The sequence below is a fragment of the Actinacidiphila sp. bgisy144 genome, assembly GCF_057708105.1.
The window spans coordinates 292,046-313,968 of the sequence record NZ_JBYIRM010000003.1; the positions used below are offsets into that span (position 1 = coordinate 292,046).

At 74.7% G+C, this 21,923-nt stretch carries 1 protein-coding gene (cut by a window edge); it reads right to left on the bottom strand.

The features are described from left to right. Positions 1 to 21,923, bottom strand: partial view of a type I polyketide synthase gene (locus AC3EVP_RS05715; protein WP_435126789.1) — the 3' portion only. The gene runs 14,431 nt beyond the window's last position; 21,923 of the gene's 36,354 nt are visible here — the last part of the coding sequence; the start codon falls outside the window, past its right edge; it ends in the stop codon at positions 1 to 3.

Sequence of the window (21,923 nt, forward strand, 5' to 3'; positions counted from 1 at the left end):
TCACTCCGCGTCCCCCTCCAGGGCGAGGCGGATCAGGCTGTCGGCGTCCAGCGCGTCGATGTCGCCGCTCGGCTCCTCCTCGTCACCGAGCAGGGCGTCGTCGCGGACACCGGCGAGCCGCATCAGCGCGTCCATCAGCCCGGCCTCGCGGAACCTGGACAGCGGAACGGTCGCGAGCGCCGTGCGCAGTTTCTCCTCCGCGGCGTCCGGCGCGCTCTGTTCAACAAGCTCCGGCGCCAACTTCTCCAGCAGGAAGGCGGCGAGTTCCACGGTGTTGGGGTAGTCGAAGACCAGGGTGGCGGGCAGCCGCTGCCCCGTGGCCGTGGTGAGCCGGTTGCGCAGTTCGACGGCGGTCAGCGAATCGAAGCCGAGGTCGGTGAAGGCGCGGCCCGCCTCGACCGTCTCCGTGGAGGCGTGCCCGAGGACGGCAGCGACGTGGGTACGGACCAGGTCGGCCAGCAGCCGGGTGCGCTCTGCCTGTGTCAGTCCGGCCAGTTGCTGGCGCAGCGCGTCGGCGCTGCCGCCGCCCGTGCCGGCTCCGGCGGCGCTGCGCCGGCCGGTGCCCGCCGTGACCAGGGCCCGGAACAGCGGCGGGACCTGGGTGCCGCCGGCGGTCTGGGCCCGCAGTCCGGCCAGGTCGAGCTTGGCCGGCATCAGCAGCGCCTCGTCCCTGGCCAGGGCCAGGTCCAGCAGCGCCAGTCCCTCGCCGGCGGTGAGCGCGGTGACGCCGCCGCGCTGGATGCGCTTGCGTTCGGACGCGCTGAGCCGCCCGGTCAGTGCGCTGGCGTCGGCCCACATGCCCCAGGCCAGTGAGGTGCCGGGCAGTCCGGCCGCCCTGCGCTCGGCGGCGAGGGCGTCGAGGAAGGCGTTGGCGGCCACGTAGTTGCCCTGGCCGGGGCTGGAGAAGGCGGCCGCGGCGGAGGAGAAGAGCACGAAGTGGTCCAGGTCGAGTCCCCGGGTCAGCGTGTGCAGGTTCCAGGCGCCGTCCGCCTTCGGCCGCAGCACCGTGGTGAGGCGCTCCGGGGTCAGCGACGCCACCGTGGCGTCGTCGAGGAGTCCGGCGGTGTGGACCACGGTCCGCAGCGGGGCGTGGGCCGGGATGCCGGCGACCACGGCGGCCAGCTCTCCGCGGTCGGCGGCGTCGCAGGCCACGACGTCCACCGCGGCGCCGGATTCAGCGAGTTGCGCGGCCAGCGCCGCCGCTCCCTTGGCGGCGGGGCCCGAACGGCTGGTCAGCAGCAGCGCGTCCGCCCGGCCGGTGGTGGCCAGGTGGTGTGCGACCAGGCCGCCCAACGTGCCGGTGCCGCCGGTGACCAGCGCCGTACGGGCAGGGGCCGGGGTGACCCGCGGGGCCACGGCGGCTCCCGCGGGCAGGGTCAGGACGATCTTCCCGGTGTGCCGGGCGTGCTGCATGTGGCGGAAGGCGTCCGGTGCCCTGCGTACGTCCCAGGCCCGCAGCGGCAGCGGCCGCAACTCGCCCGCGGCCAGCAGCTCCATGACTCCTTCGAGCATGGCGGCCAGCGCGTCGGGGCCGGCCTCGGCGAGTTGGAAGGCCCGGTAGCGGACGCCGGGCTGCTCCGCGGCCACCTTGTCGGCGTCGCGGACGTCGGTGCGTCCCATCTCCACGAAGCTGCCACCGCGCGGCAGCAACCGCAGCGAGGCGTCGGTGAGTTCACCGGCCAGCGAGTTCACCACGATGTCCACACCGGCCCCGTCGGTGGCCGCCAGGAACGCCGCCTCGAACCCGGCGTCACGCGACGACGCCCGGTGCGCCTCGTCGATGCCCATCCCCGCCAGCACCGGCCACTTCGCCGGGCTCGCCGTGGCGAACACCTCAAGGCCCAGGTACCGCGCCAGTTGCACCGCCGCCATGCCCACACCACCGGTGGCCGCGTGCACCAACACCCGCTGCCCCGACTTCGCGTCGGCCAACTCCACCAGCGCGTACCAGGCCGTCAGGAAGGCGCTGGGGACGGTGGCCGCTTCGGCGAAGGACCAGCCGTCGGGGATGCGCACCAGGTGGCGGGCGTCGGTGACGGCCGTGGGCCCGAAGGCGCCCTCGGCGAGGCCCATGACCCGGTCGCCCGGGACCAGCCGGCCGACACCGTCGCCGGTGTCGAGGACCGTGCCGGCGATCTCGCTGCCCATCATGCCGCCGCCGGGGTACATCCCCAGGGCGATCAGCACGTCGCGGAAGTTCAGCCCCGCGGCGCCCACCGCGACCCGCACCTGCCCCGCCGCCGGTGCCTCCGAGACCTCCGGGGCGGAAACGGCCGACAGGCCCGCGAGCGAACCGCCCGCGTCCGGCTCCAGCCGCCACGGCCCCTCCGGCACCACCAGCGCACCCGAAGGACGCGTCAGCCGGCGCCCGTACACCTTGCCGTCCCGGACGGCCAGCTCGGACTCCTCGCCACCCAGTGCCGTCGGCAGCAAGGCGGCGTACGCGGCGGAGCCGCCGGTCGGCAGGTCGACCAGGACCAGCCGGTCCGGGTTCTCCGACTGCGCCGAGCGCACCAGCCCGGAGAGGGTGGCCGCCGGCAGGTCGGCGACGCCCTCACCGGCCGCGACGGCCACGCCGCCGCGGGTGAGAAGCACCAGCCGGGCGTCGTCCAGGCGCCGTTCGGCCAGCCACTCCTGGACCAGCCCCAGCGTCTCCCCGGTCGCGCGGGCCGCGGCCCGGGCCGGGTCCGTGTCCTGCGCGTCGCCCCCGGCGCAGGACAGGACGACGGCGGGCGCGATGTCCCCCGCCTCCGCGGCGGCGGCCAGTTCGCCGATGCCGGGGAAGCGGCGGACCGGTGTGCCGGCTGCGGCCAGTGCCTCGGCCACGCCGAAGCGGTCGGTGCCCACCAGCGCCCACGCGCCGGTGACGGCCGCGCCCGGGGCGGCCTCGGCCCACTCGACCCCGAACAGCGCGTCGGCCGTTCCCGCGTCCGCGGAGCGCAGTTGCGCGGCCGGCACCGGGCGGGTGATGAGCGACGCGACGGACACCACGGGCTGGCCCGCCGGGTCCGCGGCGGTCACGACCAGTGCGCCCTGCGCGTCGCGGCGCAGCCGGGCCCGCAGCACCGAGGCGCCGGCGGCGTGCAGTTCGACGCCCGTCCAGGCGAACGGCAGCCGCACCTCGCCCGGTTCGTTCCGGTCCGTGCCCTCGACCAGGGCGGCGGCGTGCAACGCCCCGTCCAGGAGCGCCGGGTGGAGGGCGAAGGCGGCAGCGTCGGCCGCGGCGTCCTCCGGCAGCGCCACCTCGGCGAAGACGTCCGCACCGCGGCGCCACGCGGCCCGAAGGCCCTGGAAGACCGGGCCGTAGCCGTAGGCGTTCTCGCCCGCGGCCTGGTAGAGGCCGGAGACGTCGATCTCGGCGGCGTCCCGCGGCGGCCACACCGCGAAGTCCGCCTCGGCCGCCGCTCCGCCCGTGGCCGGGGCGAGCACACCGGCGGCGTGCTGCGTCCACACCTGCGGCCCGTCGGAGGCGTCGGGGCGGGAGAACACCTCGACCGTCCGGCGGCCCTCGGCGTCCGCCTCGGCGAGCACCACCTGCACCTGCACCCCGCCGTCGGCCGGCAGCACCAGCGGCGCCTGGAGCGTCAGCTCCTCCAGCACCCCGCAGCCCACCTGGTCGCCGGCGCGTACGGCCAACTCCACGAAGCCCGTACCCGGCAGCAGCACGGCCCCGCCGACGGCGTGGTCGGCCAGCCACGGGTGTGTCCGTACCGAGAACCGGCCCGTGCACACCACCCCTGCGCCACCGGCCAGTTCGACGGCCGCGCCGAGCAGCGGGTGGCCCACCGCGCCCAGGCCGAGCGACACCGCGTCCCCGCCGAAGGCGGCCGCGGTCTGCTTCGGCCAGAAGCGCTCGTGCTGGAAGGCGTACGTCGGCAGCTCGACCTGCTGCCCGGCGGGCAGGACGGCACGCCAGTCGACGTCCGCGCCGCGGACGAAGGCCTCGGCCAGCGAGGTCAGCAGGCGTTCGGTGCCGCCGTGGTCGCGGCGCAACGTCGGGCAGACGGCGGCAGGTTCAGCGCCGTGACCGGCCTCCTGGGCCACGTCCTCCAGGGTGTCGTTCATGGCACCCATCAGGACCGGGTGCGGGGTCACCTCGACGAAGAGCTGATGGCCTCGACCCGCCAACGTCCGCACCGCACGGTCGAAATGGACCGTCGCACGGAGACTGCGGAACCAGTAACCGGAGTCCAACTCCTCGCCGGTCAGGGTCTCCCCGGTCATCGCGGACACCATCGGAACCCGGCCGCGACGGGGGTTGATCCCGGCCAGAACGGACGTGATCTCGTCCTCCAGGCGGTCCACCTGCGCCGAGTGGGACGCGTAATCCACCGCCACCATCCGCGCCCGGGTGCCCTCGGCCTCGAACTCCGCCTTCAACTCCTCCAGAGCTGCGGGTTCGCCCGACACCACCACCGCCGAAGGGCCATTGACCGCCGCCAGAGCCACGCTCTCCCCGAACCGGGCCAACCGCTCCTCGACCTGTTCGGCAGACCGGCTCACCGACAGCATCCCGCCCGCACCCGCCAACACCTTCAACGACTGCGACCGCAACGCCACCACCCGAGCACCGTCCTCCAACGACAGCATCCCCGCCACCGTCGCCGCCGCGATCTCACCCTGCGAGTGACCCACCACCGCCTCGGGGGCGACACCGGCGGCTTCCCAGACCGCGGCCAGCGACACCATCACCGCCCACAGCGCGGGCTGCACCACATCAGCCGCCTCAAGCGCCGGAGCGCCTTCCGCACCCGCCAACACGTCATGCAGCGACCACTCCACATACGGCGCCAACGCCACCGCACACTCCGCAAGACGAGCCGCGAACACCGGCGACACCGACGCCAGCTCACGCCCCATCCCCACCCACTGCGACCCCTGACCCGCGAACGCGAACACCGGACGGGTGTCCGCACGCGCCACCGCCGAGACCACCGCACCCGACGGCGTACCCGACGCGAGACTCACCAGACCGTTCACCAGGTCGGTCCGGTCACCCCCCACGACCACGGCCCGGTGCTCGAAGGCGGAACGGGTCGCCGCCAACGACCAGGCCAGGTCCACCGGTTGCAGCTCGGGACGCTCGTCGACCCACTCCCGCAGCCGCTCCGCCTGGCCCGACAGGCCCGCCGCCGAGCGGCCGGACACCAGCCACGCGTGGGCGGTGCCGGGGAGGACCACCGCGCTGCCGGACCAGCCGGCGTCCTCCGGGGCCTCGGGGACCTCGGCTGCCTCGGCGGCTACCGGGGCCTCTTCCAGGATGACGTGCGCGTTGGTGCCGCTCAGGCCGAACGAGGAGACGCCGGCCCGGCGCACCCGGTCGCCGCTGGGCCACGGCACCGGCTCCGCCACCAGCTCCACCGCACCCGCGGACCAGTCCACGTGCGGGGTCGGCTCGTCCACGTGCAACGTGCGCGGCAACTGCTCGTGCTGGAGCGCCAGCACCATCTTGATGATCCCCGCGACGCCCGCCGCGGCCTGCGTGTGGCCGATGTTGGACTTCACCGAACCCAGCCACAGCGGCCGGTCCCCGGGACGCTCCTGGCCGTACGTCGCCAGCAGCGCCTGCGCCTCGATCGGGTCGCCGAGCTTGGTGCCGGTGCCGTGGGCCTCCACCGCGTCGACGTCCGCCGCCGACAGGCCGGAGGTGGCCAGCGCGGCGCGGATGACGCGCTGCTGCGAGGGGCCGTTGGGGGCGGTCAGGCCGTTGGACGCGCCGTCCTGGTTGACCGCCGAACCGCGCACCACCGCGAGGACCTTGTGGCCGTTGCGCCGGGCGTCCGACAGCCGCTCGACCACGAGCATGCCCGCGCCCTCGGAGAAGCCCATGCCGTCGGCGTCGGCGGAGAACGCCTTGCTGCGGCCGTCCATCGCGAGGCCGCTCTGCTCGCTGAAGCCGATGAAGCCGTCCGGGGTGACCATGATCGTGACACCGCCGACGAGTGCCATCGAGCACTCCCCGGTGCGCAGCGCCTGGGTGGCCATGTGCAGGGCGACGAGCGAGGACGAGCAGGCCGTGTCCACCGTGACCGCGGGGCCCTCCAGGCCGAGGGCGTAGGACACCCGGCCGGACAGCACGCTCGTGGCGTTGCCGGTGATGAGGTGGGCCGCGCCCTCGAAGTCGCCGTCGCGGCCGTAACCGGAGGCGTAGCCGCCGACGAACATGCCGGTGGCGGTGCCCCGCAGCGACATCGGGTCGATGCCCGACCGTTCCAGCGCCTCCCAGGACGTCTCCAGCAGCAGGCGCTGCTGCGGGTCCATCGCCAGCGCCTCACGCGGGCTGATCCCGAAGAACCCGGCGTCGAAGCCGCTGACGTCCTGCACGAAGCCGCCGACGGTGTCGAACTCGGTGCCGTCGGGCGACTCCAGGTGCCAGCCGCGGTCGTCCGGGAAGCCGGAGATGGCGTCACCGCCGGTGGCGAGCAGGTTCCACAGGTCGTCGGGGCCGGCCACGCCGCCGGGGTAGTGGCAGGCCATGCCGACGATCGCGATCAGCTCGTCGGCGGCGATGGTGGCGGGCACCGCGGACTGCGCCGGGGTGTCCTCGGGCCGGGCGCCCAGGAGTTGCTCCGCCAGGTAGCCGGTCAGGGCGGTGGGCGTCGGGTAGTCGAAGAGCAGGGTCGCCGGCAGCCGCAGGCCGGTGGCGGCACTGAGGTCGTTGCGCAGTTCCACCGACGTCAGGGAGTCGAAGCCGAGTTCGCTGAAGGCGCTGCCGGCCTGTACGGCGTCGGGTGTGGTGTGGCCGAGCACCCGGGCGGCCTTGTCCTGCACCAGTGCGGTCAGGGCCCGCCGCTGCTCGGCCCGGGTCAGGCCGGCCAGCCGGTCCGCCAGGTCCCGTTCGGCCGGGGCGGACGGGGCGACGGCCAGCAGCGCGGCGAGCCGCCGCACCTCCGGCAGGTCACGCATGAAGGGCGCGTGCACCAGGTCCGCGGACTCCTGCGGCTCGGCGAGGACGGCCGTCCAGTCGATGTTCATCACCGTCAGTGCGGTGTCGCGGCCGTCCAGTGCCTCGCCCAGGGCCCGGACCGCCAGGTCGGGGTCCATGACCTCTTCCCAGTCGTTGCGGGCGAGCCGCTGCCGCGCGGCCTCGGAGCTCTGCGCCACGCCCGCGGCCCACGGGCCCCAGGCCACGGCGAGCGCGGGCAGGCCGCGGCCGCGCCGGTGCTGGGCGAGGGCGTCCAGGTAGGCGTTGGCGGCACCGTAGTTGGCCTGGCCCGGCGCGCCGGTGGTGGCCACCACGGAGGAGAACAGCACGAAGGCGTCGAGGTCCAGGTCGGCGGTGAGCTCGTCGAGGTGTGCGGCGCCGGCGGCCTTGGCGGCGAGCACCGTCTCCAGCCGCTCGGGCGAGAGGGCGTCGATCACGCCGTCGTCCAGGACCGCGGCGGTGTGCACCACGGTGGACAGCGCGGGGCCGTCCGCCGGGACGCGGCCGAGGAGGGCGGCCAGCTCGGCGCGGTCGGCGGTGTCGCAGGCGAGGACGTCCACGCGGGCGCCGCAGGAGGCCAGTTCGGCCGCCTGCGCCGCGACGCCGGTGGCGCCGGGGCCGGAACGGCTGGTGAGCACGAGCCGTTCGGCGCCGCGGTCGGCGAGCCAGCGTGCCACGTGCCCGCCGAGCGCGCCGGTGCCGCCGGTGATGAGCGCGGTGCCGTCCGCGGGACGCCACCCCTCGCCGGCCGGGGGCTGGGGGGCGTGGGCCAGCCTGCGGCCCATCGTTCCGACCGCCCGGATCGCGACCTGGTTCTCGTCGGTGCCGGCCAGTACGGCCGCCAGCTGCGCGCCGGTACGGTCGTCGGCCGTCTCCGGCAGGTCGACCAGCCCGCCCCAGCGGTCCGGGTGTTCCAGGGCGGCGATCCGGCCGAAGCCCCAGATCTGCGCCTGGAGCGGGCTGGCCAGGTGCTCGCCGGGGCCGGTGGCGACGGCGCCGCGGGTCAGCAGCCACAGCGGCGCCTCCACCCCGGCGTCGCCCAGCGCCTGGAGCAGGCCCAGCGTGCCGGCGAGGCCGGCGGTCACGGCGGGCTGCCCGGGCAGCGGCGCCTCGTCGAGGCCGAGGAGCGACAGCACCCCGGACAGCGGCTCGGTGCCCGCCGTCGCCCGGCCGACCAGTTCGGCGACGGTGCCGCGCGGTACGGTCCCGGCCGGCACCCGGACCGTCACGGTCTCGGCGCCGCGGGCGGCCAGCGCGGAAGCGGTCCACTCCACGAGTTCGGCGGCGGCGCCGGCGGGGGCGACGAGCAGCCACCGGCCGGTGAGCCACGCGGACCCGGCGGCGGTGACGGGCGACCAGGTCGTCCGGTAGCGCCAGCCCGCCGTCTCCGAGCGGCGGCGTTCGCGGCGCCGCCAGGACGCGAGTGCGGGCAGCACGTCGTGCAGGTGGCGCTCGTCCTCGATGGACAGCGTCTCCGCGATCCCCGCCAGGTCACCGCCCTCCACGGCCGCCCAGAACCGGGCCTCCGCCTCCGACGACGCGCCATCCCCGCCGACGACGGGCGCCGCACCCGCCGACTCCAGCCAGTACCGGCGCCGCTGGAACGCATACGTCGGCAGATCCACCGTCACACCGACCGGCACAACCCGCCGCCAGTCCACCGGCAGCCCGCCGACATGCGCCTGCCCGAACGACACCAGCAGCCGCGCCGACCCGGCATCCTCCCGCTCCAACGTCCCCACCGTCAGAACATCCTCGACCTCCGCGTCCTCTGCCGTTTCGGCTATGGCCGCGGTCAGCACGGGGTGCGGCGACACCTCGACGAACGCCCCGTACCCGGCAGCCAGCAGACTCCGCACAGCACCCTCGAACTGCACCGTCCGCCGCAGATTCGCGAACCAGTACCCCGCGTCAACCTCCGCGCCGGTGAGCCACTCACCGGTCACCGTCGAGACCATCGGCAGCCGACCGGCGCGGGGAGTGATCCCGCTCAACTCGCCGTGCAGTTGCTCCGCCAACGGCTCCACCGCCGGAGAGTGCGCCACGAAATCGGTGGACGGAATACGCCACCGCATCGCCCTGCGCGCGGCCAGTTGGCGTTCGAAGTCCGCCAGCGCCTCCGGTTCGCCGGAGACCACGACGGCGGCAGGACCGTTCACGGCAGCCACCGACAGTCGGCCGTCGAAGCCATCGACCAGTTCCTGCACGGCGGCGGCCGGCATGACCACGGACACCATCGATCCGGCCACCGACAGCCCGGACAGCGCGCGGGAGCGCGCGGCGACCACGAGTGCGGCGTCCTCCAGCGACAGCATGCCCGCCACCGTCGCCGCCGCGATCTCACCCTGCGAGTGGCCGACGACAGCGTCGGGAGTGACCCCCGCCGCTTCCCAGACCGCGGCAAGGGAGACCATCACCGCCCACAGCGCGGGCTGCACGACCTCCGCGGCCTCCAACTCGGGCGCACCCTCCGCACCCATCAGCACGTCACGCAGCGACCACTCCACATGCGGGGCGAGAGCCGTCTCGCACTCCGCCAGACGCGCGGCGAACAACGGGGAGGCGCCCAGCAGTTCACGCCCCATCCCGATCCACTGCGTACCCTGACCCGCGAAGACGAACGCCGTACGACCCGCCGGGCGGGCGGTGCCGGTGACGACCGACGGCGCCCTGGTCCCCGCGGCCAGGCACCGCACCCCGTCCACGAACCCGTCCCGGTCACCGGCGACCACCACCGCACGGTGCTCGAACACCGAACGCGTGGCAGCCAACGACCAGGCCACGTCGGCGGGTTCGGCCTCGGGGCGGGCGGCGGCCCAGGCGTGGAGCCGTTCGGCCTGGGCGGCGAGCCCGTCGGCGGTACGGCCGGACACCAGCCACGCGCCGGCCTCGCCGTCGCCCAGCAGCGCGGGCGCGGCGGGGGCGTCGGCCGCCCCGGGGTCGGAGTCGGGGGCCGGGGCCGGGGCCGGGGCCTCCTCCAGGATGACGTGGACGTTGGTGCCGCTCATGCCGAACGCGGACACGCCTGCCCGGCGCACCCGGTCGCCGCTGATCCACGGCACGGGCTCCGCCACCAGCTCCACCGCACCCGCGGACCAGTCCACGTGCGGGGTCGGCTCGTCCACGTGCAACGTGCGCGGCAACTGCTCGTGCTGGAGCGCCAGCACCATCTTGATGATCCCCGCGACGCCCGCCGCGGCCTGCGTGTGGCCGATGTTGGACTTCACCGAACCCAGCCACAGCGGCCGGTCCCCGGGACGCTCCTGCCCGTAAGTGGCCAGCAGCGCCTGCGCCTCGATCGGGTCGCCCAGGGTGGTCGCGGAGCCGTGGGCCTCGACCACGTCGACGTCGGCGGTGGTCAGGCGGGCGTTGGCGAGCGCGGCGCGGATGACGCGCTGCTGGGACGGCCCGTTGGGCGCCGTCAGGCCGTTGGACGCGCCGTCCTGGTTGATCGCCGAACCCCGCACCACCGCAAGAACCTTGTGCCCGTTGCGCTCGGCGTCGGACAGCCGCTCGACCACGAGCATGCCCGCGCCCTCGGAGAAGCCGGAGCCGTCGGCCGAGGCGGCGAAGGAGCGGCAGCGGCCGTCCAGCGACACGCCGCCGGCCGTGGCGAAGGCGATGAACACGTCCGGGGTGGCGCTGACCGTGACGCCGCCGGCGAGGGCGAGCGAGCACTCGCCGCTGCGCAGCGCCTGGCAGGCCATGTGCAGGGCGACGAGGGACGAGGAGCACGCGGTGTCGATCGTCACCGCGGGCCCTTCGAGCCCGAAGGTGTAGGACAGGCGGCCGGACAGCACGCTGGTGGCGTTGCCGGTGGCCAGGTGCCCTTCGGCGATGCCGGTGCCCTCCAGCGGCACGTCGTTGGCGTAGCGGGAGGAGTAGCCGCCGACGAACGCGCCGGTCTGGCTGCCGCGTACGGACAAGGGGTCGATGCCGGCCCGTTCGAACGCCTCCCAGGAGGTCTCCAGCAGCAGCCGCTGCTGCGGGTCCATCGCCAGCGCCTCACGCGGGCTGATCCCGAAGAACCCGGCGTCGAAGGAGGCGGCGTCCTGCACGAACCCGCCGACCTGCTCGTACGTCTTGCCGGTGCGCTCGGCCGCCGGGTCCTGGAGCATCTCCAGGTCCCAGCCGCGGTCGCGGGGGAACGGCCCGATGGCGTCCGCGCCGGACGCCAGGAGCTGCCACAGCTCCTCCGGTCCGGCCGCCCCGCCGGGGAAGCGGCAGGCCATGCCGACGATGGCGATGGCCTCGTCCGCGACCGGCAGCAGCGCCGCGGGGACGGCGGGGGACGCGGCGGCGGGCAGTTCGCCGGCGAGTTCCGCGCGCAGCATGGCGGCGAGAGCGGCCGGGGTGGGGTGGTCGAAGACCAGCGTGGCCGGCAGCCGCAGCCCGGTCTCCGCCTTCAGCCGGTTGCGCAGCTCGACCGCGATCAGCGAGTCGAAGCCGACGTCGGTGAAGGAGCGGCCGGGGTCGATGGCGGCGGGCGAGGCGTGGCCCAGGACGGCGGCGGTGTGGGCGAGCACCAGCTCCAGCAGCAGCCGGTCGCGTTCGGTGCCGGACACCGACGCCAGCTTCTGGCGCAGCGCGTCGCCGGCGTCGGCTCCGGCGCCCGCGACGGCGGCACCGGTCGACACGGCGGCGCGGCGGGCGGGCGCCCCGCCGGCCAGGGCGCGCCACACCGGCGGCACGTCCGCCCCGGCGCCCATCTGCCCGCGCAGCGCGGCCGCGTCGAGCCGGGCGGGGGTGAGCACCGCTTCGTCGCGGTCCAGCGCCACGTCGAAGACGACCAGTCCCTCGTCGGCGGACAGCGGCACGAAGGCGCGGTCGATGCGGGAGAGCGAGGTGGCGTCCAGGTTGCGGCCGATGCCCGCCTCGTGGGCCCACGGGCCGAGTTGCAAGGACATGCCGGCGAGTCCGGCGGCCCTGCGGTGGGCGGCGACGGCGTCGAGGAAGGAGTTCGCGGCCACGTAGTTGCCCTGGCCGGGCGCGCCGAAGGTGACCGCGGCGGAGGAGAACATCACGAACCGCTCGAGGTCCAGGTGGGCCGTCAGTTCGTGGAGGTGCCAGGCCGCGTCGGTCTTCGGCCGCAGCACCGCGGACAGCCGCTCCGGCGTCAGGGTGGTGACCAGGCCGTCGTCCACGACGCCGGCGGCGTGCACCACGGAGCCCAGCGGGTTGCCGTCGGGGATGCCGTCCAGGACGGCGGCCAGCGCGTCCCGGTCGGCGGCGTCGCAGGCGGTGACCTGCGCCCACACGCCGAGTTCGGCGAGTCCGGCGGCGAGCGCGGCCGCTCCGGGGGCGGCCGGGCCGGTACGGCTGGTGAGCACCACGCCGCCGGCCCGTCCGGTCGCGACGAGGTGCCGGGCGACCAGCCCGCCCAGGGTTCCGGTGCCACCGGTCACCAGCAGCGCGCGGGCGGCGGGGTCGGCCTGCGGCGCGGACGGCCACTCGACCGCCGTGACCGCGCCTTCGGGCCGGGTCAGGCGCCTGCCGAAGCAGGTCCCGTCGCGGAGCGCGATCTCGGGTTCGCCGGTGCCGAGCGCGGCGGGGAGCAGCGCCACCTCGCCGCCGGTGCCGGTGGGAGTGCCGCTGTCGGCAGGGGCGGCGGTGCCGGTGGGGGCGTCGGCGTCCGCGGGGGCGCCGCTGTCGGCCGGGGCGCCGGCGTCCGCGGGGAGGTCCGCCAGCAGTATCCGGCCGGGGTTCTCGGCCTGCGCCGAGCGCAGCAGGCCGCGTACGGCCGCTCCGGCCAGGTCCGCCAGCTGCTCGCCGGCGGCCGTGTCGACGGCGCCGCGGGTGACGAGCACCAACTGCGTGTCCTCCAGCCGGGGTTCGGCCAGCCAGTCCTGGAGGAAGCGGAGTGCGGCGCCGCCGGAGTCGCGTACCGCGGCGGGGAACTCCGCCCCCGCGTCGCCGGTGCCCGTGCCGAACAGGGCGTCGGCGCAGACCAGGACGGTACGGAGGTCGGCCGGGCCGGCCTCGGCGGCCGCGGCCAGCTCGGCGAGGCCGTCGAAGGCGGTCAGCGCCACTCCGGCGGCGGCCAGGCCGTCGGCCAGCCGGCAGGTGTCGGCGCCGAGCAGCGCCCACGCGCCGGCCGGGGCCTCGCCCGCGCTGACCGCGGTCCACTTCGGTACGAACAGCGAGTCGCCCAACTCGTTTCGTCCGGCGTGCAGTTGGGCCACCGGGATGGGGCGCCGCACCAGCGACTCGACCGACACCACGGGGGCGCCGGTGGTGTCCGCGGCCGTCATCGCGATGGTGCCCTGGGCGTCCTGCCGCAGCTTCACCCGCAGCGCCGAGGCACCGCCCGCGTGCAGTTCCACGCCGGACCACGCGAACGGCATGGTGGCCTCGCCCGGCCCGTCCGCGGCAGAGCCGTCCGCGAGGACGGACACGTGCAGCGCCGCGTCGAGCAGCGCGGGGTGCAGGCCGAACGCGGCCGCATCCTGGGCTATTTCCTCGGGGAGTGCCACCTCGGCGAAGAGGTCCTGCCCGCGCCGCCAGGCCGCCCGCAGGCCCTGGAAGGCGGGGCCGTAGACCTCAGCGAGGCGTACGGGGTAGACGTCCGAGACGTCCACCGGTGCGGCGTTGCGCGGCGGCCAGGCCGCGAGGTCGGGATCGGGCGTCCCAAGCGCCTCGCCGGGGACGAGGGCACCGCTCGCGTGCAGGGTCCACGGCTGCTGTGCGGCCGCGCCCTCCGGACGGGAGAATACCTCGACCGCGCGGTGGCCCTCACCACCGGGCGCTGCCACCACGACCTGGACCTGGATGCCGCTGCCGTCGGCGGGCAGCACCAGCGGCGCCTGGAGCGTCAGTTCGTCCAGGACACCGCAGCCGACCTGGTCGCCGGCGCGTACGGCCAGCTCCACGAAGCCGGTGCCGGGCAGCAGCACCATGCCGCCCACGGCGTGGTCGGCCAGCCAGGCGTGCGTGTGCAGGGACAGCCGGCCCATGCACACCACCCCTGCGCCACCGGCGAGTTCGACGGCCGCGCCGAGCAGCGGGTGGCCCACGGCCCCCAGACCCAGCGACAGCGCGTCGCCGCCTGCCTTGGCGCCGAGCCCGCCGAGGACGCCCTTCGGCCAGAACCGCTCGTGCCGGAAGGCGTAGGTGGGCAGTTCCACCTGCTGCCCGTCGGGCAGGACGGCCGTCCAGTCCACCGGGGCGCCGTGGACGTACGCCTCGGCCAGCGACGTCAGCACCCGCCCCGCACCACCGTCGTCCCGGCGCAACGTCCCACACAGCGCACCTGGCACCGCACCCGGACCTGCCTCCTGAGCAACCTCCTCCAACGACTCCGTCATCGCACCCAGCAACACCGGATGCGGCGACACCTCCACGAAGACCCGCTGACCCTCACCCGCCAGAATCCGCACCGCACGGTCGAAGTGCACCGTCGCCCGCAGGCTCCGGAACCAGTAGCCGGCGTCCAACTCCTCACCCGTGAGGGTCTCGCCGGTCATCGCCGAGACCATCGGGACCCGGCCCCGACGGGGGTTGATCCCCGCCAGGACCGACGTGATCTCCTCCTCCAGCCGGTCCACCTGCGCCGAGTGGGAGGCGTAGTCCACCGCCACCATCCGCGCCCGGACACCCTCGGCCTCGAACTCCGCCTTCAGTTCTTCCAGCGCTGCGGGTTCACCGGACACCACCACCGCGGACGGACCGTTGACGGCCGCCAACGCCACGGTGTCCCCGAACCGGGCCAACCGCTCCTCAACCTCAGGCGCGGACTTGCTCACCGACAGCATCCCGCCCGCACCCGCCAACACCTTCAACGACTGCGACCGCAACGCCACCACCCGCGCGCCATCCTCCAACGACAGCATCCCCGCCACCGTCGCCGCCGCGATCTCACCCTGCGAGTGACCCACCACCGCCTCAGGAGCGACACCAGCCGCCTCCCACACCGCGGCCAGCGACACCATCACCGCCCACAACGCCGGCTGCACCACATCAGCCGCCTCCAACGCCGGGGCACCTTCCGCACCCGCCAACACGTCATGCAGCGACCACTCCACATACGGCGCCAAAGCCGCCGCACACTCCGCCAACCGAGCCGCGAACACCGGCGACACCGACGCCAGCTCACGCCCCATCCCCACCCACTGCGACCCCTGACCCGGGAAGACGAACACCGGACGCCCCACGGCACGCGCCGTACCCGACACCACCGCACCCGACGGCACACCCGCCGCCAAACTCTCCAACCCGCCCACCAACGCGGCCCGATCACCACCGACCACCACCGCCCGGTGCTCGAAAGCAGAACGCGTCACCGCCAACGACCACGCCACATCCGCGGGTTGCAGCTCGGGGCGGGCCGAGACCCACTCCCCCAGCCGCTCCGCCTGCGCGGCCAGCGCCTCCGCGGACCGGCCCGACACCAGCCACGCACCGGCGCCGGCGCCGGTCACCACCGCTGCCGTCGGCGCGGCCGGGTCAGCCGCCATGCCGTCGGACTGCTCGGCGGCGTCCGGCGCGGCGGGGGCCTCCTCCAGGATGATGTGCGCGTTGGTGCCGCTCATCCCGAACGCCGAGACACCGGCCCGGCGCACCCGGCCGTCGGACTGCCAGGGCCTGGCCTCGGTCAGCAGCCGGATGTCGCCCGCCGTCCAGTCGACGTGCGAGGACGGCTCGTCGGCGTGCAGCGTCTGCGGCAACTGCTCGTGCTGGAGCGCCAGCACCATCTTGATCACGCCGGCGACACCGGCCGCGGCCTGCGTGTGGCCGATGTGGGACTTGACGGAGCCCAGCCACAGCGGCCGCCCCTCGGGACGCTCCTGCCCGTAAGTGGCCAGCAGCGCCTGCGCCTCGATCGGGTCACCCAGCGTCGTACCGGTGCCGTGCGCCTCGACCACGTCCACGTCGGCGGCGGTCAGGCGGGCGTTGGCGAGGGCGGCGCGGATCACCCGCTGCTGCGACGGACCGTTGGGGGCGGTCAGGCCGTTGGACGCGCCGTCCTGGTTGATCGCGGAGCCGCGCAGCACGGCGAGGACCTCGTGGCCGTTGCGTTGCGCGTCCGACAGCCGCTCCACGACCAGCATGCCGGCGCCCTCGGCCCAGCCGGTGCCGTCCGCGTCCTCCGAGAACGCGCGGCACCGCCCGTCCATGGACAGCCCCTGCTGCCGGGAGAAGTCGATGAAGGTACCCGGGTGCGTCATCACCGTGGCGCCACCGGCGAGCGCCAGCGTGCACTCGCCGGAGCGCAGCGCCTGCGCGGCCATGTGCAGCGCCACGAGCGACGAGGAGCACGCCGTGTCCACGGTGACGGCCGGGCCCTCCAGACCCAGTACGTAGGACACCCGGCCGGACAGCACGCTGGTCGCGTTGCCGGTCAGGACGTGCCCTTCGGAGCCGGACTCGTCGCCCGCCATGGACAGACCGATCCCGTACCCGGAGGCGAACCCGCCGGTGAACACACCGGTGGCGCTCTCCCGCAGGGTCGCCGGGTCGATCCCGGCCCGCTCCAGCGCCTCCCAGGACGTCTCCAGCAGCAGCCGCTGCTGCGGGTCCATCGCCAACGCCTCACGCGGACTGATCCCGAAGAAGTCGGCATCGAAGTCGGCCGCGTCGCGCAGGAACGCGCCCTGGGCGACGTACGAGGTGCCCTCGCGTTCGCCGTCGGGGTCGTAGAGGCTCTCCAGGTCCCAGCCGCGGTCGGTCGGGAAGGCCCCCACGGCGTCCTGGCCGGAGCCGAGCAGCCGCCAGAACTCCTCCGGGCTCCCGGCGCCGCCGGGGAAGCGGCAGGCCATGCCGACGACGGCGATGGGCTCGTCGGCTGGCAGCACCACGCCGGTGGTCACCGGGGCCGCGGCGTCCGCCTGCCCGCCGGTCAGCTCACCGCGCAGGAAGGCGGCCAGTGCCATCGGGGTGGGGTAGTCGAAGACCAGGGTGGACGGCAGCCGCAGGCCGGTGGCGGCGTTGAGGCGGTTGCGCAGCTCGACGGCGGTCAGCGAGTCGAAGCCGAGGTCCTTGAAGGCGCGCCGCTCCTCCACCGCGGCGGCCGAGGCGTACTGGAGGACGGTCGCCACCTCGCCGCGCACCACCTCCGTGAGGAGGCGCTCCTGCTCGGGACGGCCCAGCCCGGCCAGCCGCTGCGCCAGCGCCCCTTGCGGGCGGGCCGCGGTGGCCGTGAGCTCCCCGGCGGCGGCCAGGCGCCGCACCTCGGGCAGGTCGCGCATCACCGGGCGGGTCAGGGTCTCCGCGGCGGCGGAACCGGACGCCAACTGCGCCCAGTCCACGTCCATCACGGTCACCGCGGCATCCCGGCCCTGGAGCGCCTCGCCGAGCGCGCGGGCGGCCAGCCGCGGGTCCATCGCGGGCATCGGGCCGCGCTTGACCCGTGCCTCCACAGTGCTGCTGGACTCGGCCATGCCGCCACCGGCCCACGCACCCCACGCCACGGTGAGAGCGGCGAGCCCGCGGGACCGGCGGTGCTCCGCCAGCGCGTCCAAGTACGCGTTGGCGGCCGCGTAGTTGCCCTGGCCCGGGGCACCCAGCGTGGAGGCGATCGAGGAGAACAGCACGAAGGCGTCGAGATCGCGGTCGGCGGTCAACTCGTCGAGCAGGGCGGCACCTTGGGCCTTCACCCGCAGCACCGTCTCCAGGCGGGACGCGTCGAGGCGGTCCAGCACGCCGTCGTCCAGGACGGCGGCGGTGTGCAGAACGGACGCCAGCGCCGGGCCGGTCGCGTCGATCCGGTCCAACAGCGCGGCCAGCGGGGCCCGTTCGGCCACGTCACACGCGACGACCTCCACCGCGGAACCGGCCTGCGCCAGTTCGGCGGCGAGAGCGGCGGCGCCCTGCGCCGAAGCGCCCGAACGGCTGGTCAGCACCAGCCGTTCGGCACCCCGGCCGGCCAGCCAGCGCGCGACGTGCCCGGCGATCGCACCCGTACCGCCGGTGATCAGCGTGGTGCCGAGGGGCGCCGGGTCCGGGGCACCCTGGACCTGCGCGGCGCGTCCCAGGCGACGGCCCAGGACGCCGGCCGTACGGATGGCCACCTCGTTCTCGTCACAACCGGCCAGCACCCCCGCCAGCCGCACACCCGCCCGATCACCCAACTCCACCGGCAGGTCCACCAACCCACCCCACCGCTCCGGATGCTCCATACCGACCACCCGACCCAGACCCCACACCTGCGCCTGCACCGGACGGGCCAGCACCTCACCCGGACCAGCCGCCACCGCACCGCACGTCGCCACCCACAACGGCGCCCCGACCCCGGCATCACCGAGCCCCTGCACCAACCCCAACGTCGCCGCCAGACCGGCGCTCACCGCCGGGAACTCCGCCAACGGCGCCTCGTCCAACGCCAACAGCGACAGCACCCCGGAGACCTCCGACGTCCCCGCCATCTCGCCCAGCAGCGCCGCCAGTTCGGCACGCTCCACGACCCCGGACGGCACCTCGACCACCACGGCCTCGGCACCGCGGGCCGCCAGCGCGTCCGCGCACCGCTGCCGCACCTCGCCCTCAACGCCGGCCGGCACTACCACCAGCCACGTACCCGACAACACCGCCGCATCGGGCTCCGAGACAGCCGTCCACGAGGTGCGATAACGCCAGTTCGCCGTCAGCGACCGGTCCAACTCGCGACGCCGCCACGACGCCAACGCCGGCAGGAGCGTACGAAGCTGCTCCTCGTCCTCCACCGCCAGGGTGTCGGCGACCTGCGCAAGGTCGCCCTCCTCCACGGCCGCCCAGAACTGCACCTCGGCCGGGGTGCTCGCGCCGTCCCCGCCGGCGGCCGCCGGGGGCCCGAGGCGCAGCACGCCCTCAGGCCAGAACCGCTGGTGGCGGAAGGCATACGTCGGCAGCTCCACCGGTGTGGCGGCGGGCAGCACCCGCTTCCAGTCCACCGGAGCACCCTCGACGAACGCCCGGGCCAGGCCCGTCGCGAGGTCGGTCACGCCGTCATCGGTACGACGCTGGAGCGGCACGAACGCCGGCTCCACACCCTCCACGACGGCCACAGCATCCGGACCGAGAGAAGACAACGAACCGTCCGGACCGACCTCCAGGAAGACCGACACCCCTTCCCTGGCAAGGGCCGCGACCGCGTCGGCGAAACGCACCGCCTGCCGCACCTGCCCAGGCCAGTAACCAGCCTCCGGCTCCGACACCAACTCACCCGTCAGAGCACCCGCCCACATCACCTCCGGACGACTGAACCTCATCCCATCCGCGACCGCTTCAAGCTCCGCCAACACCGGGTCCATCGCCGGCGAGTGGAACGCATGCGACACCCGCAACGGCCGCACCCGGCGACCCCGCTCCCGCCACAACTCCACCAGCGCGTCCACCGCTTCCACCACACCCGACACCACGACCGAATCCGGACCGTTCACCGCCGCGACCGCGACCTCACCGGTCACCTCGGCGAAGGAAGCGACAACCTCCGCCTCCGGCGCCTTGATCGACGCCATCGCCCCACCCGAAGGCAACTCCTGCATCAACCGCGCCCGCACCGCGACGAGCTTGCAGGCGTCCGGCAGCGACAACACCCCGGCCACATACGCCGCAGCCACCTCACCCACCGAGTGCCCCACCACCGCATCCGGCCGCACCCCCGCAGCCTCCAACACCGCAGCCAACGCCACCTCGAACGCGAACAACCCCGTCTGCGCGTACAACGTCTGATCCGCCAGACCCGCGTCCACACCCTCGGAGCCCAAGACCACATCCCGGACCGGCACATCAGCCCCGAGCTCCAACTCCAACAGCCCGCACACCCGGTCGAAGACCTCGGCGAAGAGCGGGCTGGACGCGTACAACTCCCGGCCCATCCCCGCCCACTGCGCACCCTGACCCGCAAAGACCAGCCCCACCCGGGCATCCGCCCGCGCCACCCCGGCAACCACCGAAGCCGACGACACACCCGCAGCCAGCCCCTGGACCCCCGCCAGCAACTCCCCACGATCCGCGCCCAACACGACCGCACGGTGCTCGAACGCCGTACGCGTCGCCGCCAACGACCACGCCACATCCGCCGGCTCCACCGCCGGACGAGCCGCCACCCACTCCCGAAGACGACCCGCCTGCGCCACCAACCCGTCCGCGGTACGGCCCGACAGCAGCCACACACCAGCCGCGGAGAGCACCGGGGTTGCCGGTGCGATGACCGGTGCCCCTGTGTTGCCGGCGGTGTCCTGCTCGGCGGGGGCTTCCTCCAGGATGACGTGCGCGTTCGTCCCGCTGATCCCGAACGCCGACACACCCGCCCGACGCAGACGCTCCCCCGCCGGCCACGCCACCGGCTCACCGAGCAGACGCACTTCACCCGCCGACCAGTCCACATGCGAGGACGGTTCATCCACGTGCAGCGTGCGCGGCAACTCCTCGTGCTGGAGCGCCAGCACCATCTTGATCACACCTGCCACACCCGCAGCCGCCTGCGTATGACCGATGTTCGACTTCACCGCGCCCAACCACAGGGGCCGACCCCCGGCACGCTCCTGCCCGTACGTCGCCAGCAGCGCCTGCGCCTCGATCGGGTCACCCAACGTCGTACCGGTGCCGTGCGCCTCCACCACATCCACATCAGCCGCCGACAACCGCGCACTGGCCAACGCCGCACGAATCACCCGCTGCTGCGACGGACCGTTCGGCGCCGACAGACCGTTCGACGCACCATCCTGGTTGACCGCCGAACCCCGCACCACCGCAAGGACCTTGTGCCCCTTGCGCCGCGCATCCGACAACCGCTCCACCACCAGCATGCCCGCACCCTCGGCCCAGCCCGTGCCGTTCGCATCCTCCGAGAACGCCCGGCACCGCCCATCCACCGACAACCCCTGCTGCCGCGAGAACTCCACGAACGAGAACGGCATGGCCATCACCGTCACACCACCGGCCAACGCCATCGAACACTCACCCGACCGCACCGCCTGCACCGCCAGATGCAGCGCCACCAGCGACGACGAACACGCCGTGTCCACCGTCACCGCCGGCCCCTCCAAACCCAGCACATACGACACCCGGCCCGACAGCACACTGGTGGCGTTGCCCGTCATGAGGTGCCCCTCGACGCCCGAGCCCTCTTCACCGGCGACCGCGGAGACACCGAGCCCGTAGCTGGAGGTGAAGCCGCCGGCGAAGACGCCGGTCTGGCTGCCCCGCAGCGACGACGGGTCGATCCCCGCCCGCTCCAGCGCCTCCCACGACGTCTCCAGCAGCAACCGCTGCTGCGGGTCCATCGCCAACGCCTCACGCGGACTGATCCCGAAGAAGCCCGCGTCGAAGTCCGCCACGTCCCGCAAAAACGCACCCGACTCCGTGGCGGACGTGCCCGCGGTCGTGCCGTCCGGGTCGAAGAAGCCCTCCAAGTCCCAACCGCGATCCGTCGGGAACCCACCCACCGCGTCCCCACCAGAGGACAACAACTCCCAGAACTCCTCCGGGGATGCCGCACCCCCCGGGAAACGACACGCCATCCCCACGATCGCCAACGGCTCCTCGGTCGCCGCAACCACCGTGGCGGCCACCGGAGCGGCCGTGTCCAGTTGCCGGCCGACCAGTTCGTCGCGCAGGAAGGCGGCCAGCTCCACCGGGGTCGGGTAGTCGAAGACAAGGGTGGCGGGCAGGCGCAGTCCGCTGGCCTTGTTGAGGCGGTTGCGCAGCTCGACCGCGGTCAGCGAGTCGAAGCCCAGGTCGCGGAAGACCTGCCGGGCCTGCACGCCGTCCGCCGCGGAGTGCCCCAGTACGGCGGCGGCCTCGGCGCGGACCACGTCCGTCAGCACGCGCTCCTGCTCGGCCGGTGCCAGTCCGGTGACGCGGCGGGCGAGTTCGCCCTCGGCGCCGCCCGCCGGGGCGGTGCCGGCGGTCAGGCCGACGGCGGCCAGCGCGCGGACCTCCGGGAGGTCGCGCACGAGCGGCTGGTCGGCCAGGTCGACGGCGCCGGAGCCGGCGGCCAGTTGCTGCCAGTCGACGTCCATGACGGTCACGACGGGCTCGGGGCCCGCCAGCGACTCGGCCAGTGCGCGGACGGCGAGCT